The sequence below is a fragment of the Halomonas sp. Mc5H-6 genome, assembly GCF_024124705.1.
Taxonomy (GTDB): domain Bacteria; phylum Pseudomonadota; class Gammaproteobacteria; order Pseudomonadales; family Halomonadaceae; genus Vreelandella; species Vreelandella subterranea.
Genome location: NZ_JAMXSI010000006.1, coordinates 185,251 through 200,168 on the forward strand (window position 1 = coordinate 185,251; position 14,918 = coordinate 200,168).

Sequence of the window (14,918 nt, forward strand, 5' to 3'; positions counted from 1 at the left end):
CAGCTTATCGAACGGCTGTCAATTAGGCCGAAACAGTATCAATATAAAAACGATATTAATCATACTATTATCTTAAAAAATGTTTTTTATATCTTGCACAAGACATTAAAAAATAATGTCCGCAATGCGGACTTTAAGATTGCATGGTTGACATATCTCCATCATGAATCGCAAAATCGACTCATTGAGCAAACCACGAGCGGAGCATAACTCGGTGAAGACAACAGACAGTCAGGGTGACTATCAGATCGTGGTGGACCCGATGAACACAGCAGGTGAGCAGGAAGAGGACCGGCAGTTTGTGACGGCGCTGGCCAGAGGGCTTGAGCTATTACGCTGCTTTACGCCGAGCGAAAGCGCCCTAAGCAATCTCGACCTGTCGAAAAAGTCAGGCCTGCCGCGCCCTACCGTCAGCAGGCTTACCCACACGCTAGCTCGACTGGGCTATCTGCGCCCTCTGCAACGCGGGAAATATCAGTTGGATGTGGGCGTCATGGCCTTTGGCTATTCGATGATATCCAACTTGCCAATTCGCGCGATTGCTCAACCCTTGATGGTAAATCTTGCTAACGAGGTCGGTGCAACGGTGGCCATGTCCGCCCGCGACCGACTGGACATGGTTTATCTCGATGTGGTCCAGAGTGCTCTTCGCTCTACCATCCGTCGTCAGATCGGTACACGCCTGCCCATCCACCAGAGTTCGGCGGGCCGCGCATGTCTCGCTGCAATGTCCACTCAGGAGTCTGATGTGATGATGAATCACCTGCGGGACTCGAATCCTGCAGAGTGGCCAGCCATCCGAAGATCATTGGAGCGTGCTTTTCGAGACTACGCTGATCACGGGTACTGCCTATCGATTGGTGAATGGCAACGTAAGGTAAATGCCGTTGCGGTGCCCCTCCATCATCCCCAGCTTGGAATTCTCGCGTTCAATTGTGGTGGCCCCGAATTCCAGATATCACGCGAAAAGCTGGAAGAGTCTATCGGGCCGCAACTGGTGCAACTGGTCAACGATATAAAGACCCAAATCTCATAAACCGCACGACATCCCGACGTACAAATTTATATCAAGAGGCGCACACATGATTCGTGATCAGGAAACCATGCAGCTCCTGCTCGACTCCATCCGCAGTTTTGTTCAAGAAGAGCTGATTCCGCGTGAGGAAGAAGTCGCTGAAAGCGATGACATCCCCGAGGACATCGTTTCACAGATGCGCGATATGGGGCTCTTCGGCCTCACCATCCCTGAAGAGTTTGGTGGACTAGGGGTGACCATGGAGGAAGAGGTCAATATCGCTTTCGAGCTTGGCCGGACATCTCCTGCTTTCCGCTCTTACATCGGCACTAACAACGGTATTGGCTCAATCGGCATCCTGGTCGACGGCACCGATGAGCAGAAAGCCCACTATCTGCCCCGGCTAGCCAGCGGCGATATCCTGAGTTCTTTCTGTCTAACCGAGCCTGACTCGGGTTCGGATGCGGCCTCACTGCGCACAACGGCAGTGAAGGATGGCGATGACTACCTGATCAACGGTACCAAGCGCTACATCACGAATGCGCCGCATGCCGGCATTTTTACCGTCATGGCGCGCACGAACGTCGAGATCAAGGGTGCCAAGGGCATCAGTGCTTTCATCGTAGAAGCCGATACCCCCGGCATTACCATCGGGAAGCGCGATAAGAAGATGGGCCAAAAAGGCGCGCATACCGCGGATGTTATCTTCGACAATGTGCGGGTACCGGCCAGCGCACTGATTGGCCAGCAAGAAGGCGTGGGATTCAAGACCGCCATGAAGGTTCTGGACAAGGGACGCCTGCACATTGCCGCCATTGCGGTCGGCGCCGCTGAGCGAATCCTGGAAGACTCTCTACGCTTCGCCATGGAACGCAAACAATTTGGCACACCCATCGCCGAGTTCCAACTGATTCAAGGCATGCTGGCCGATTCCAAAGCCGAGATTTATGCTGCCCGCTGCATGGTGCTCGATGCCGCTCGCAAGCGCGATGATGGCCACAACGTCAGTACCGAAGCCTCTTGTGCCAAGATGTTCGCTACCGAAATGTGTAGCCGTGTGGCCGACCGCGGTGTTCAGATTCACGGCGGCGCTGGTTATATCAGCGACTATGCCGTTGAGCGGTTTTACCGGGATGTACGCCTTTTCCGGCTCTATGAAGGGACGACTCAAATTCAACAGGTGATCATTTCGCGTAACATGATCCGCAACGCCCAGTAATCAGCACCACACAGCGCGCCATGCCATACTTGTGCCAAAGTACCTTGTCAGTCCGCTGAGCCCTGGCAAGAACTTGCTCACATCCAGAACCTGGAACCAGCGATGTACTTGCCCCCTATCAGCTTGCTAATCGAAAGAGGACGGAGGCCATCATCAACGATGTCGCAAGAAATACGCCATTCCAACGCAGGCCGATCTGTCCCGCCGTCATCCCTGTAAAACGTGACATTATCATCATCGCTGCCGTGAATGGCGACGACACCATCGTCAACGACCAGCCCGACAGCATCGCTGCTGCCAACAGCGGCAACGACACGCTTTCCAGCCCTACTTGGGCCACCATGCTGGTCAGGAAGGTCACGCTGATAATCGGATTAACGCCTACCTGAGCAAGAATGACGATCAACAAGAGCACGACTGCTGGCAACCAATTGCCAAGAGCAACAAGCAGGGAGGCCACCCCACCCAGTTGGGCAGGATCAAGCAGCGCCACGCTGAGATAGCCGAGATAGGCCCCGGAGCCCAGCGCCACAACCTCATTACCAATGCCACCCAATACCTCAGGCAAGCGACGGGCTAGAATGACCGTGGCAGGCCCCACGCCCGCATAGCCAATACCACGACACTGCCAAGCCAGCCAGATCCATGCTCCCAAGGGCACACCAATGACAACCGCCTGAGGCAACCGCAGCGAAAGCACCGTTGCAAGCGCAAAAACCAGCATCACTAACGCAAGCAGCATCAAGCTAAAAGCTGCCAGCGGCATCAGTGAGGGCCGTGCGACTAGCGCTCCCCGCGCTCTCGGGGGAGGCCCTGCAACGTGATCACAGGCCCAGCCCAACAGAAATAGAATGACGGCCGACAACAATACGTAGGGAAAGAGTTCACCCCAGGTTAGCGTTTCAAGATTAGCCAAGACGACCGCGACACCGATACCTAGCGGGGAAACCAGCGGCGCCAGGGTGAAACCACGCAAGGTTGCCAGAAGCATGCGTCGACGACGCACCTCTTGCAACCATACTCTCCCCTGTGCTGAGCCGAGGGTGTTGGACTTATCGATCATCGACATGAACAAATTCAACACACCGAAGTTGAGCACGATACCGAAAAGGGTGGAGCCCAATGAGAGGATCGGATAACGCCAGGTGGGTGGCTGCAACAGCAGGCTATGACCGCAGCGGCGGATGAGTCTTGAACGGTAAGCTGGCAGGCGAAGCACTGCAAGCGCCGTCATGAACGCCGCCAGGAATACAAAGCCACTTGCAGCCTCATGAAGCACAGCCCAAGGTGAAAGAAGTCTCCATAGCGCAAAGAGCGACGCTACGACACACGCCAACGCTAGCATCCGGGCCATCAAGCTGAAACGTGGCCAGCCAAGTAGTAGAAAGCTAACCAGCAGGAGTTGAGCCAGGCTTTCGGCCCACGTTGCACCGCTTAATAAATGCACTGCAGCCAGCACGGCCACACCAGCGAGCAAATGGCTAGACCACACGCTTGCTGCGGATTCATATTTGCCAAGATCCATGGTTACCCCACTTCCCTGATAAAAATCGAGCCGACCCCCGCCAAGAAGTCGGCTCGATTCCCTAGAGCCTTAAGCCCGCCTCGCGGACTTAAGGAAAGTCGCCACTTACAGCAAGGCCCGCAGTGTCATGTTCCCGCTTCTGATTCATTAGAGCTCTGTTTCGCTTTTTGCCGTGAAGACATAAAGCGATAAAGGGCCAGCAAAATCGAGCCTACTGTTAGCGCAATGAAGAACCATGTGATCGGGCCCCGCACGAAAATCGACAGGTCGTTGGAACCGATCAACAATGACCGGCGCAGGTTGTCTTCGAACATGGGTCCCAAAATGAAGCCAATCAGGAAAGGGGCCGTCGGGATACCGGTACGATTAAACACATACCCCAGAACGCCAAATGCCAACATCAGCCATACATCGAAGGTATCGTTATTAACGGCGTAAGCCCCATAAACGCAGAACATCAATACGATCGGGAAAAGGATCGATTTGGGGATATCCGCAATCAAGGAGAAATAGCGGATGGCCGCATTACCCACGAACAGCAGGATCACCGAGCTCATCATGATACCGAGGAACAGTGCATAAATCAGGGGCAGGTTTTCCTGGAACAGGAGTGGTCCCGGGGTTAGGCCATGGACCATAAAGGCCCCCAGGATGATGGCCGTGATCACATCACCGGGAATGCCTAACGACAGGAGCGGGATCAAGGTCGCACCAGCAACACCGTTGTTACCTGCTTCGGAAGCGGCCACACCTTCTACTTCCCCCTTACCAAAGCGCTCGGGATGGGGTGAACGACGCTTCGCATCGCTATAGGAGATAAAAGCAGCCGCCGTAGCCCCAGTGCCCGGAATAGCACCGATCAATACCCCGATCAAACTGCCTCGAACGATGCTTTTGAGGCTGCCTTTTAGCTCTTTGAATGAAATGCCCGCACCACTCGCTTTAGCACGTAGATGCGGAACCACCTTTTTGCGATAAAACTCGATAATCTCGGGTATCGCAAAAAGACCGATCAATAGTGGAATAAACGAGATGCTATCCATCAAGTTATAGTTGCCAAAGGTCAATCGCTGCGAGCCAAACACTGAGTCCAGCCCTACCAGCGAAAGCAGTATACCGAGAAGAGCGGCTATCAGCCCCTTGATCATTGAGCCACTTGCGAGCGAGATGATGATGGTCAAAGAAAAGCAGATCAACCAGAAGAACTCTGGCGCGCCGAAGTTAAGGGCAATCTTGGCCAGGTAGGCAGCGAAGAAGATCAGCGCAATATTAGAGATGAAATCCGCAATCACCGAGGAGTAGAGCGCCATCTTAAGTGCCTTTTTCGCTTCACCCTGCTGCGCCATCGGATAGCCGTCCAATAGCGTACAGGCCGAAGCAGGCGAACCTGGCGTTCGGATCAAGATAGCGGTGATAGAGCCGCCATACATACCGCCTTTATAAATACCTATCAATAAGAGTATCGCCGCCACCGGCTCCATAGAAAAAGTAAAAGGTAGCGCCAAGGCCACCGCCATGGTGGCTGTAAGGCCCGGTATGGAGCCGACAGTCACGCCAACTATCACCCCTACCGCTATGGCCAAGAAATTCTCTGCAGCCAAAAACAACTGCAGTACTTCTGTAATGGTTTCCATAAGTCACCAGATCTTGAAGGATGGCCGCCGGGTTAAAACGGCAACAGAGGCAGCGGGACGTTCATGACCTCGGTAAACAGTAGTGTTACGCCTACGGGGAAGACGATAGCCAAACCATAGACCCACAAAGTACGCACCGGGTGAGCAACGAACAGCATAAAGGTGGCAAGGATGCCGCTGATGATCGCGCCCAACATTTCGAATAAGCCAGCATATACAATCAGCGCTGACACCATCAAAACAAAGCGCAACCATGGGCCCCGTTCGAAGCGACGCCCATTGTCCTCACTATCATCAGCAACCAGCAGCCCCTGTACGATCATCAGCAGAGAGAACACCAGTAGCAACCAGCCTACGATGGTTGGCAGCCAACGCGGAGACATCATTGGGCTTTGCAGAATAGGTGGCTGACCAATGTAATCCGGGATCAAGAAGAACAGCAGAAGCAGGGCGAATCCCAGCAATATCACCCCTGCGATCACATCCCACAGATCCTTGATCAGCGTGCCAGAACTAGAGTGAGACTTCGTCATCGGGGATACCCTCTCGACGTAAAAAGCTCCATAAGTAAACCAACTGAGGCGAGGGGCATGGCCCTCGCCTCGCAATGCTCATTATTCGAAAAGGACTTACTCTTGACGAATACCGGCTTCAGCCGCCACTTCATCCCAGCGAGCAACTTCATCGGCGATGAAAGCCTTGAACTCTTCACCGGAAAGCGTGCCTTTCTGTGCGCCCAACTGGTCTACAAAATCAGTAAACTGTTCGCGCTCCATCACCTTTTGCAGAGCTTCCTGCAGGACCGTAACGCCTTCCTCAGGAAAGTTCTCATTAGCAATCAGACCAAACCAGGCAGTGGTAATGAACTGATCAAGATTATATTCACCAATTTCATTAAGGGTTGGCACGTCAGGCAAATACTCTGAACGCTCTGCGGAAGTGACCGCCAGGGCTTTTAGATCGCCCGACTGAATGTGTGAATAGACAGTGGGCATATTCTCGAAAGAGACATCAACATCCCCACCCAACAAGGCAGGTAGTGCTGCACCGCTTCCCGCGAAAGGCACTGCGGTCATATTGGTCTCAGTCAGCGTCTTGAAGAGCTCACCTGACATATGGATGGAGCTTCCAACACCACTGTGGCTAAAGGTCATGTTTTCCTCTTTAGCCGCTTCGACAAAGTCCGATACGTTGTCATAGGGACTGTCAGCCGGAACCACCATCACGTTAGGGATATCGATCATGTTCTGAATGAACACGAAATCTTCAACCGGATCGTAAGTGAGGTTGGGATATATGGCCGCTCCGATAGCGTGGCCTGGTGAAGCCATCAGAATTGTATGATCAACGTCCCGACCGCCTCGAGCTAAACGCCCCGTCGCGACGGTAGAGCCTGCACCAGGACGATTTTCCACCACAACATTAGTATCAAGTTCTTCCTGAAGCAGGTCAGCCACACTACGCGACAGAACGTCAGTAGTGCCACCCGGGGCATAAGGAACAACAAGACGCACATCGTCAGTAGGCCATTCCTGTGCCTGGGCAGTCGATACGGAAAGCGATAACGCAATCGCACCGCCGAAGGTGGCTAATCCTAGGACATTAAGTAGCTTATTCATAATTACCTCTGATGCATTAATTGTTTGCTATGCGTACATTTATTCGCATTACAATCGTAGGTTACTTTGAAAGAGCAAAAGCCAGATATCCAACTTTAGTTTTACACTGAAGATTTTTTATTTTAGCAGTAACTAATATAATGAAGCTGATTCGTCGTCACCACTTCATGGAGCAGTTTTTTAAAAGTAAAAGGTTACTTTCACCATGCTCATAACCGTATTTTACTGATTGGCACTTATACGGTTGCCACCGGCGTAACCGGTGAGCCAATCGCACCAGGCAGACGTAGAGGCGGCGCCGTCAGCAAGAACCGATTACGTCCTCGGCTATGCAGCCAAGCCGCCAGGTCCTTCAGGTACCAGAGTTCAGCCAAGGGTAAACCTAGCTTGAACAGGCAATGGTGGTGCAGCGGCAGTTTGGAGCAACAGTCCGGTTCCAGTTCGCGATCAAGGTTCTCCACCGCGTAGTTATCAGCACAGATCGCCGCAATGCCACTTGAGGTAATCCACTCCAGTAGCGCCGGATCATTGCCATCAAGTACTGCCCCCGTGTCTTTCAGAACATCCAGTTGGGGCGTCCCCTCCATGTCCAGCAAGGCTTCGGCAAACCCTGTGCGCAATACCAGCATATCGCCTTGCTCCACCACTACGTTCTGCTGCTCCAGGGCTTCCAAAAGCTCTGTGCACCCTACAAGCGTTCTGCCCGAACCGAAGGCTCGCACCAGGTCCACTAAGACCGCCCGGCCCTGCATGCCATGCGAGGCCAGTGTCTCGATGCCGAGACGTCTGGCATAGGAATCATGACGCTGCGAAGGCTCCCCACTTAAATCGAGCACATCCTGCGCCGCCATGTAGCCATTGTAATAGCGACGCTCAGGCGTACCGTCGTCATCAGCATCGAAAAGGGCTCCCACATGGGCCAGGGAGTCCCACTGAGTGGAGTACTGCAACGATAGCTGGACTTGGTCATCGCTGATGATGTCATTCAGCTTGGGAGTGTGGGTGGACAGGGGAAAATTGATGTACTGGTTTTCATCAAGCGCCGTCGGGGTCAATACCGGTGGTGAACGGCGAGGGTTCAGTACTTTTCCACCGGGAATATCCAGAGGCAAAGACAAGCAGAACGTGACTCCCTCCTGGACTTCCTTGACGCCTTTGAGGACCTGCGCTGTCCCAATCAAATTGACACGCCCCAATTGGTCATTGGGTCCGTAATCACCCCAATTGCTGCCCTCGGGACGTTTCTTCCAGCGTTGCTGATTCATGATTCGCCTCCATTTGAGTCTTGCGCAGCGAGTTCAATGATACGCTGCAGTTTGTTCCGCTCTTGAGCCTGGTGACGCGCAAGCGACTCGTCGCTCCAGCGATAAAACCCTCGCCCTGCCTTAGCCCCCAGACGCCCCTCGGCCACATACTCTTCAAGAAGCGCTGCGGGCTGTTGGCTTGCATCAAGATCTGGATAGAGATATCGAGCAATATGCAGATGTGTGTCCAGCCCGTTGAGATCGCGCTGTTGCAAAGGGCCGTTCAAAGCCATCCGCACACCGATGGAGTACTGCACGATATCATCCAGCGCCTCAGCATCTACCACGCCCTTCTCCAGCAAGGAGAGGCATTCACGCATGACCGCATGCTGGATCCGGTTGGCGACGAAACCGGGCACGCAAGTCTTGAGCACCGCTGGCCGTTTCCCCAACCGCGTCAACCAACCGCAAGTCTTTTGCACTGTGTCAGCATCAGTGTGGCTACCGGGAACGACTTCAACAGTGGGCACAATGTCCGCGGGGTTAAAGAAGTGAGTCCCCACGAAGCGTTGCGGAACGTGCATGGTGCTGCCTATTTCGTCGATCGGTATCCCCGACGTATTGGTCATGATGATGGTGGTGTCATTCACGCCAGCTTCGATCTGTGCCACGACCTTCTGTTTGACCTCGACATTTTCGGTCACGCTCTCAATGACGAAGTCAGGGACCTCAGCCATTTTCAAATCCGTGGCGAAGCAGGTCATAGTCGCATGGGTTTCTAAACGCTGACGGCTGCTTTCCAACACGCTCTGATTGGTATCCACAACGGTGACCTGGATGCCATTAACCGCCATCAACTTGGCCAGTGTGGTGCCCATCGTGCCAGCCCCCACCACAACAGCTCGCAAAGCCTCTTCTTGCATCAGCTCTCTCCCTTCGCCTGGAATGGCGACTTATCTCAAGCGGCATAGACAAATGTCGCATTGAATAAAATGATTCGCAGGTTAAACATAAGCTCACTAAACGAACTTGTGTGCGCTATACGCACACATTAGACCATGATAAACACACCTACAATAAGAGGCTGCTTCCTATGAATGCGCTGGCAAATTTCTTCACCCGGCTCGTTAACCGGTACATGCCCGACCCTCTAGTCATCGCTATCCTCCTGACCGTACTCACCATGCTCCTGGCGGTGCTAATGCAAGGCACTAGCCCACTGGATGCGGTGCGCTACTGGGGCGACGGCTTCTGGGATCTGCTGGCCTTCAGCATGCAGATGACGGTCATCCTTCTTGCAGGCTATATCCTCGCCAAGACGCCTTTGGTGGATGGTGCTCTCAACCGCCTCGCTGCTCGCGTTAAGACACCGTTCATGGCGATTGTCGTCGCCACCTTGGTGGGCGGCATTGGCAGCTGGCTGAACTGGGGTTTCGGCTTGGTAATAGGCGGCATCGTTGCTCAGAAACTGGCGCTCAACGTAAAAGGCTTACACTACCCGCTTGTGATCGCCGCGGCGTACTCGGGTTTCGCCCTTTATGGCATCGGCCTATCAGGTAGTGTCCCATTGCTGATCGCCACGGAGGGGCATTTTCTTCAAGATGCCATCGGTCTGATCCCATTAAGCGAAACGATTTTCTCGCCCATCCTCTTGATTACCAGCGCTCTGATTCTGCTCACCTTGCCTTTCTTCAATGCCTGGCTGCACCCCAAGCTGGATAAGGACATCGTGGAAATCGACCCAAGCACTGTCGCAAAACCGACTGCAGCGCCCTTACCCGGAGACGAGAAAGTCACCATTGCCGAGCGCTTGAATCGTAGCCGGGTGGTAGGCATCGGCATCGGCTTGCTGGGCATGCTGTATATAGCGCTGTACACAGTCGACGGGGGGTCGCTGAACCTCAACACTGTCAACTTCGCCTTTCTGTTCCTGGGGATACTCCTTTTTGCATCACCCGCCAACTACTTGGCCGCACTGGCTGACGGCATTCGCATCGTCTCGGGTATTATCGTGCAATACCCCTTCTACGCCGGGATCATGGGGATTCTGGTGAGCTCAGGCCTGGTGGTTTCGTTTGCGAATACATTCGTTGATATCTCCAGCGCCCAAACCTTGCCGATCTGGTCATTCATCAGCGGCGCCATCATCAACCTGCTGGCACCATCCGGCGGCGGTCAATGGGCAGTCCAGGGTCCGGTCATGGTGCAAGCCGCTACGGAAATCGGCGCCTCTCAAGCAGCAACGGCGCTCGCCGTACAGATTGGTGACCAGTGGAGCAACATGATCCAGCCGTTCTGGATCCTCCCGGTGCTGGCCATTTCCGGTTTGAAGTTGCGCGATGTGATGGGCTATATGGTGTTGATCCTGATCTACCTGGGCATCATCTACGGCAGCGCCATGCTGATTTGGGGCTACCTCGGTGCTTAACCACGTTCACTAACAGAGGTTTGCAAATGCCATTTTTGATCGAGACCTTCGACAAGCCCGACCTCCAGGCCCTGCGCCTGGAGGTACGTCAAGAACATCTAGATTATCTGGATGCCAACGTGGATATTCTGCTGGCCTGTGGGGCCAAGCTCTCCGATGACGGTGAAACGGCGTCAGGCGGTATTTACCTTCTCGACCTGGACAGCCGAGAAGAAGCGGAGCGCTTCATCGAGGGTGACCCATTCCACCAGGCAGCGCTATTCGACGAGGTCAAGATCGTGCGTTGGCGGCAGGCCTACCTGAACCGGCAGAACACCCTTTAGGGCAGGCATAACCTTGTCGCGACAATACATTGGAGAAAGACGATGTTGTTTCATGTAGAAATGGTAGTAAAGCTCCCGAACGACATGCCGACCGAGCAAGTGGCTGACATCAAGGCAAGGGAGAAAGCCTACTCACAGAAGCTACAGCGCCAGGGCAAATGGCGCCATCTATGGCGAGTCGCAGGCAGTTACGCCAACGTCAGCATCTTCGACGTCAATGACAACGCCGAACTGCAAGAAATCATCAGCGGCTTACCCCTGTTTCCCTACATGGATATCCAGGTAAAGCCGCTATGCCGACATCCCTCCTCAATACGTGAAGACGACGCATAACAAAGCTTAATCGCCTCGCTGACCTGTCAGCGAGGCCGACGTGCCCCCCACTCTCACTCAATCATCATGCCTATGCCGAGGAAACCCTAATGAGCCAAGACACCGCCCAAAGCCTAGCAAATCAAAGCCACTGCGCCGTAGTGACTGGCGGGGCGAGAAACATCGGCCAGGCGATCGCCTTGCGTTTACAGCAAGATGGCTATCGCGTGGTCGTGGTGGATATCGTCGAACCCGAAGCCCACTCCCTGCAAGCGGATTCTCACCAAGTCGACCTTTCTGATGCCGACGCAACTCGCCGTGTCATGTCGGAAATTGCCGAACGTTTTCAGGTGACACGACTGATCAACAATGTCGGCATTGTTGCCCCGGCGCTGATTGAGGAAGCACAACTCGAAGACTTCGACAAACTGATGCACCTGAACGTGCGTTCGGCACTGATCTGTACGCAGTCGCTATTGCCTAGTATGAAGGCAAACGGTAAGGGTCGCATCGTTCTGAACACCAGCCGAGTGGTACTTGGGAAAGAAGCGCGCACCATATATAGCGCCACTAAAGGAGCGCTGCAATCCATGGCCCGAACATGGGCGCTGGAACTCGCTGAACACGGCATTACCGTGAATTGCGTTGCGCCTGGGCCTATTGCCACCAGCGCTTTCTGGCAAAACAATCCACCCGATTCAGAGCGTGCCCAGCGTATAGTCGAAAATATTCCGTTAAAACGCATGGGCCAACCTGAAGATGTCGCCCAGGCGGTAAGCTTCTTCTGCGACGAACATAGTGGATTCATCACTGGCCAGACGCTTTTCGTCTGTGGTGGTGTCACGGTAGGTTAAGCGCCAACGCCTGAGCACTGAACTCTACCGGCCGCACCTGCAACACTGCTCGATAGCGGCTCGTTGTGGATATGGGGGATCCTGGAAAACCGTGATGGGATTAAGGTCTTCTCATGGAGAAATATAACGAAGCGTGAACGCTTCTCCCACCATATTGGGTTTCTCAGGATTCAAGAGGTCTCCATTATCCTGAATAAACTGATTGCGCAACCCACAATTGAATAGCGCAGCTATCACTAACTCCGGCATATCGTGAATGGCTTCCCGGACGCCGCCGAACGCGCCATGCTGGCCCACCTGGATAGCATTTATCGCACCACCAAAACCAAGTTGACGACCAGCCAAACATAGCCTTAATGATCGAGCCACCGAAGGCTATCGCCCGACGAAGTCGAGCTCCAACAGGGGCTGAGTGCCAACCACCAACGCATGTGCATGGGGGTTTGTAGGAACCCTATGCATTGGGCGATCAGCAATGATATCCCCACAAAAACTCTTGAATTATCTTGCGTCTAAGTAGTCCAAAAACTACAGTAAAGCGATGCTTGATATTAAACAAACGGATACTTACCGAAAGTGGGAGCGGAAACTCCGCGATCAACGTGCTAAAGCATTGATTGCGGCACGTGTCTTTCGGTTGGCAAATGGCTTACCGGGCGATGTGAAACCCATTGGGCATGGAATCAGCGAGCTACGTATCCACCATGGTCCCGGATATCGTATTTACTTCAAGCAACGGGGCAACGAAGTCATCATTCTATTATCTGGTGGCGATAAGAGTACCCAGCAAAGCGATATCGAAACTGCGCACCGGTTAGCATTGGAGTGGGAGGCGTCATGACCGACAAAATCTATGAGTACGATCCAGCAGCGGCCTTGGAGAGTGAGGAAGCGATTGCCGTGTTTCTCGCGGATGCCCTAGAAACCGGCGATTCAGCTTACATCGCAAAAGCGATGGGGGTGATTGCACGCGCCAAGGGCATGACAGAACTGGCCCGTGAAACAGGCCTCTCACGTGAGCAGCTTTACCGCTCATTCAGCGAGCAAGGTAATCCCACACTTAAAACCATGCTCGCCGTAACGCGTGCACTGGGTGTCGATCTCACAGCACGCCCACACGAAAAACCAGCGGCATAACCCCCGGCCAGATAATGAGGTTCGAAGCCCAATTCATTGAGCGATCAGCAATGATTGAGCCACCGTAGATTATCGCTTTTCGACGGTCTGACCCCCTGACAAGCGTAGCGACTAAACGTGCATCATTCCTTTCCCCGGCCAACCAACTGACCCTTGGCCAGAGGCAAAAATGCTTCGCGCTTGATCGTGGTCGCTTCTTATTGCGCTATTGGGAGGCTCTTGATATGAGCCTCGATAGCCTCACGAACTTGCTTTGTCATCGGGAGATTGTGTTTCTCGACCTGCCAGTGCTGGTGAAAACGTGCGACCGCCTCGTGAGCCGTTTCCAGTACAAGCTTTTCGGGAATGGCGGCTTTGGCTGCCAAGTGCTCAAGCTCGTCATTGGTCAGTTCGGAAAACGCGCGAGCCCGGCTGATCCTGAGCCCCATATTGTCGTTGGGGATATAAGGGATGGTCGAGACAAGATCGTAAGCCGGTTGAGCTGCACCCCTGCAAGCGAGAACCGCAAGGCATGCTCACGGCGACCACCTTCGGTCTCATCGGCATCGGTACTCTCACCGCCAATCGGCGGCCATGCCTCGCCATCAGCGGGTTTGATCGTGACCGCACCGGGCAGGTCATGACCGAATGCCCAAAGTAGATGAAACTCACGCTCGGGATTTACGCCCGCATTCTCTGAAAGGTAATTACGCAGATGGCCTTCAGGTAGAAGATTCGAGAAGAACGGCATCACGCGCTTCTGATAGGCCCAGAAGTCCGTAAGCAGCTCGCCGAATTCGTCCTTGAAGGCCAGCCCCAGCGTTGGCCTGTCAGGGTTGTCGATATAGGCGTCGTTGAAGGCAAAAATCGTTCGGTCTCCGCCAACATTGGTAAGAGTGCCTATAGGCTCCCCATAAAGCAGGACATCAAGGACAGAGACATCAGCCATCTTGATCCTCCTCTAGTCGATAGGCCGGTCTTGGGGCACGCGGCGTCTCTTGGGACGAGGCTCGATGGGCGAGCTGGTTGCGCAAAGAGCGGATATTTTCGACAGCCCGATTGACGGCCTCATTGCTGCCCGAGGACTCGATAAACTCAAGGATGCGCCGTACCTTTTGTAGAATGTCAGGGTCAATCTGGCTCTGGATTCGGGTGATCTCGCGGATGCGGTGCTGGAGGTTGTCGATGCTCGCGCTGGATGCATGCGATGCGAGTGCATCCACCGTCTCGCGGATGCGGTCGAGTTCCCGCTGTGTTGCCGCGTTGATGACCGTCGCGCTGGCGACGCTGCGGGTGATTGACTGGACAGCCGGAATCGCCTTGTGGGGAACGAGCATCAACTCCAGGTTCAGCGCGTGGGCGATGGAAGAAAGGCTTGAGACGCGCAGGTCAACGGCATCATTTTCTATTTTCGAGATGTGCGACTGCGGCACACCGGCAAGCGCGCTCAGTTCCCGCTGACTCAACCCCTTTAGCTTCTCGTGCCGCCTTGAGTTGTGCGGCCAGTTGTTCCGTTCCATAGCTCATTTGATCTACTTTTCTATATCAAATAGTAATTCTGATCTATTAAAGTAGATCACCCATTACCTGTAGCAACTGCCCTCAAGGTCAACCGAATATGCTGGGACA

At 53.9% G+C, this 14,918-nt stretch carries 17 protein-coding genes; 8 read left to right on the forward strand and 9 right to left on the reverse strand.

What is annotated here, in order from left to right; genetic code table 11:
* The first annotated feature begins 214 nt into the window (after window positions 1-214).
* Together NH395_RS10845 and NH395_RS10850 are read left to right on the forward strand one after the other, a co-directional pair.
* The gene (locus NH395_RS10845; protein ID WP_253024687.1) at window positions 215-1,036 is read left to right on the forward strand and encodes an IclR family transcriptional regulator; all 822 of its coding nucleotides are present in this window, start codon (window positions 215-217) and stop codon (window positions 1,034-1,036) included.
* Between the two features lie 46 nt (window positions 1,037-1,082).
* Complete coding sequence (locus NH395_RS10850) at window positions 1,083-2,234, forward strand: acyl-CoA dehydrogenase family protein (RefSeq protein ID WP_253024688.1); 1,152 nt, start codon at window positions 1,083-1,085, stop codon at window positions 2,232-2,234.
* A gap of 118 nt (window positions 2,235-2,352) precedes the next feature.
* Here NH395_RS10850 and NH395_RS10855 read toward each other — a convergent pair whose 3' ends face one another.
* The 6 genes from NH395_RS10855 to NH395_RS10880 form a co-directional block, all read right to left on the reverse strand.
* Window positions 2,353-3,759, reverse strand: a complete 1,407-nt coding sequence (locus tag NH395_RS10855; protein ID WP_253024689.1) for a hypothetical protein — start codon at window positions 3,757-3,759, stop codon at window positions 2,353-2,355.
* Between the two features lie 125 nt (window positions 3,760-3,884).
* The gene (locus tag NH395_RS10860; protein ID WP_253024691.1) at window positions 3,885-5,393 is read right to left on the reverse strand and encodes a tripartite tricarboxylate transporter permease; all 1,509 of its coding nucleotides are present in this window, start codon (window positions 5,391-5,393) and stop codon (window positions 3,885-3,887) included.
* 32 nt (window positions 5,394-5,425) lie between these two features.
* Window positions 5,426-5,926 (reverse strand): tripartite tricarboxylate transporter TctB family protein, encoded by a 501-nt coding sequence (locus NH395_RS10865; RefSeq protein ID WP_253024693.1) that lies wholly within the window; start codon window positions 5,924-5,926, stop codon window positions 5,426-5,428.
* Window positions 5,927-6,022: 96 nt separating this feature from the next.
* Window positions 6,023-7,012 carry a tripartite tricarboxylate transporter substrate binding protein gene (locus tag NH395_RS10870; protein WP_253024695.1) on the reverse strand — a complete coding sequence of 330 codons (990 nt, stop codon included), beginning with the start codon at window positions 7,010-7,012 and terminating at the stop codon, window positions 6,023-6,025.
* A 236-nt stretch (window positions 7,013-7,248) separates the two neighbouring features.
* Window positions 7,249-8,277 carry a cyclase family protein gene (locus NH395_RS10875; protein ID WP_253024696.1) on the reverse strand — a complete coding sequence of 343 codons (1,029 nt, stop codon included), beginning with the start codon at window positions 8,275-8,277 and terminating at the stop codon, window positions 7,249-7,251.
* On the reverse strand, window positions 8,274-9,179 hold the full coding sequence (locus NH395_RS10880; protein WP_253024698.1) for a 3-hydroxyacyl-CoA dehydrogenase NAD-binding domain-containing protein: 906 nt from the start codon (window positions 9,177-9,179) through the stop codon (window positions 8,274-8,276). Before NH395_RS10880 ends, NH395_RS10875 begins: the two co-directional genes overlap by 4 nt.
* Before the next feature lie 170 nt (window positions 9,180-9,349).
* Here NH395_RS10880 and NH395_RS10885 point away from each other — a divergent pair, with 170 nt between their 5' ends.
* The 4 genes from NH395_RS10885 to NH395_RS10900 all read left to right on the forward strand — a co-directional run bounded on the left by NH395_RS10885 (window position 9,350) and on the right by NH395_RS10900 (window position 12,173).
* Window positions 9,350-10,684, forward strand: coding sequence for a TIGR00366 family protein (locus NH395_RS10885; protein ID WP_253024700.1), 1,335 nt, complete (start codon window positions 9,350-9,352; stop codon window positions 10,682-10,684).
* 26 nt (window positions 10,685-10,710) lie between these two features.
* Entirely contained in the window at window positions 10,711-11,007 is a 297-nt protein-coding gene (locus NH395_RS10890) for a YciI family protein (protein WP_253024702.1), read from the forward strand.
* Between the two features lie 42 nt (window positions 11,008-11,049).
* Window positions 11,050-11,340: a muconolactone Delta-isomerase gene (gene catC, locus NH395_RS10895; RefSeq protein WP_253024704.1), complete on the forward strand. Its 291-nt coding sequence runs from the start codon at window positions 11,050-11,052 to the stop codon at window positions 11,338-11,340.
* Window positions 11,341-11,429: 89 nt separating this feature from the next.
* On the forward strand, window positions 11,430-12,173 hold the full coding sequence (locus NH395_RS10900) for an SDR family oxidoreductase (RefSeq protein ID WP_253024706.1): 744 nt from the start codon (window positions 11,430-11,432) through the stop codon (window positions 12,171-12,173).
* Between the two features lie 111 nt (window positions 12,174-12,284).
* Here the strand turns inward: NH395_RS10900 and NH395_RS10905 are convergent, their stop codons facing one another.
* Complete coding sequence (locus tag NH395_RS10905) at window positions 12,285-12,518, reverse strand: hypothetical protein (protein ID WP_253024708.1); 234 nt, start codon at window positions 12,516-12,518, stop codon at window positions 12,285-12,287.
* 196 nt (window positions 12,519-12,714) lie between these two features.
* Between NH395_RS10905 and NH395_RS10910 the strand changes: the two genes are divergently transcribed.
* Both NH395_RS10910 and NH395_RS10915 read left to right on the forward strand, forming a co-directional pair.
* Window positions 12,715-13,014 carry a type II toxin-antitoxin system RelE/ParE family toxin gene (locus tag NH395_RS10910; protein ID WP_253024710.1) on the forward strand — a complete coding sequence of 100 codons (300 nt, stop codon included), beginning with the start codon at window positions 12,715-12,717 and terminating at the stop codon, window positions 13,012-13,014.
* Window positions 13,011-13,310, forward strand: a complete 300-nt coding sequence (locus NH395_RS10915) for an addiction module antidote protein (RefSeq protein ID WP_253024712.1) — start codon at window positions 13,011-13,013, stop codon at window positions 13,308-13,310. The genes NH395_RS10910 and NH395_RS10915 overlap by 4 nt, the downstream gene beginning before the upstream one ends.
* Window positions 13,311-13,695: 385 nt before the next feature.
* Here NH395_RS10915 and NH395_RS10920 read toward each other — a convergent pair whose 3' ends face one another.
* Both NH395_RS10920 and NH395_RS10925 read right to left on the reverse strand, forming a co-directional pair.
* Window positions 13,696-14,238 (reverse strand): HipA N-terminal domain-containing protein, encoded by a 543-nt coding sequence (locus tag NH395_RS10920; RefSeq protein WP_253024714.1) that lies wholly within the window; start codon window positions 14,236-14,238, stop codon window positions 13,696-13,698.
* Window positions 14,231-14,809 (reverse strand): helix-turn-helix transcriptional regulator, encoded by a 579-nt coding sequence (locus NH395_RS10925; RefSeq protein ID WP_253024716.1) that lies wholly within the window; start codon window positions 14,807-14,809, stop codon window positions 14,231-14,233. The genes NH395_RS10920 and NH395_RS10925 overlap by 8 nt, the downstream gene beginning before the upstream one ends.
* Window positions 14,810-14,918: the final 109 nt, after the last annotated feature.

Bases quoted from the DNA above. Each gene is read 5' to 3' on its own strand.
- NH395_RS10850 (WP_253024688.1), top strand. From the start codon at position 1,083: ATGATTCGTGATCAGGAAACCATGCAGCTCCTGCTCGACTCCATCCGC.
- NH395_RS10855 (WP_253024689.1), bottom strand. From the start codon at position 3,759: ATGGATCTTGGCAAATATGAATCCGCAGCAAGCGTGTGGTCTAGCCAT.
- NH395_RS10860 (WP_253024691.1), bottom strand. From the start codon at position 5,393: ATGGAAACCATTACAGAAGTACTGCAGTTGTTTTTGGCTGCAGAGAAT.
- NH395_RS10865 (WP_253024693.1), bottom strand. From the start codon at position 5,926: ATGACGAAGTCTCACTCTAGTTCTGGCACGCTGATCAAGGATCTGTGG.
- NH395_RS10870 (WP_253024695.1), bottom strand. From the start codon at position 7,012: ATGAATAAGCTACTTAATGTCCTAGGATTAGCCACCTTCGGCGGTGCG.
- NH395_RS10875 (WP_253024696.1), bottom strand. From the start codon at position 8,277: ATGAATCAGCAACGCTGGAAGAAACGTCCCGAGGGCAGCAATTGGGGT.
- NH395_RS10880 (WP_253024698.1), bottom strand. From the start codon at position 9,179: ATGCAAGAAGAGGCTTTGCGAGCTGTTGTGGTGGGGGCTGGCACGATG.
- NH395_RS10885 (WP_253024700.1), top strand. From the start codon at position 9,350: ATGAATGCGCTGGCAAATTTCTTCACCCGGCTCGTTAACCGGTACATG.
- NH395_RS10890 (WP_253024702.1), top strand. From the start codon at position 10,711: ATGCCATTTTTGATCGAGACCTTCGACAAGCCCGACCTCCAGGCCCTG.
- catC (WP_253024704.1), top strand. From the start codon at position 11,050: ATGTTGTTTCATGTAGAAATGGTAGTAAAGCTCCCGAACGACATGCCG.
- NH395_RS10900 (WP_253024706.1), top strand. From the start codon at position 11,430: ATGAGCCAAGACACCGCCCAAAGCCTAGCAAATCAAAGCCACTGCGCC.
- NH395_RS10910 (WP_253024710.1), top strand. From the start codon at position 12,715: ATGCTTGATATTAAACAAACGGATACTTACCGAAAGTGGGAGCGGAAA.
- NH395_RS10915 (WP_253024712.1), top strand. From the start codon at position 13,011: ATGACCGACAAAATCTATGAGTACGATCCAGCAGCGGCCTTGGAGAGT.
- NH395_RS10920 (WP_253024714.1), bottom strand. From the start codon at position 14,238: ATGGCTGATGTCTCTGTCCTTGATGTCCTGCTTTATGGGGAGCCTATA.
- NH395_RS10925 (WP_253024716.1), bottom strand. From the start codon at position 14,809: ATGGAACGGAACAACTGGCCGCACAACTCAAGGCGGCACGAGAAGCTA.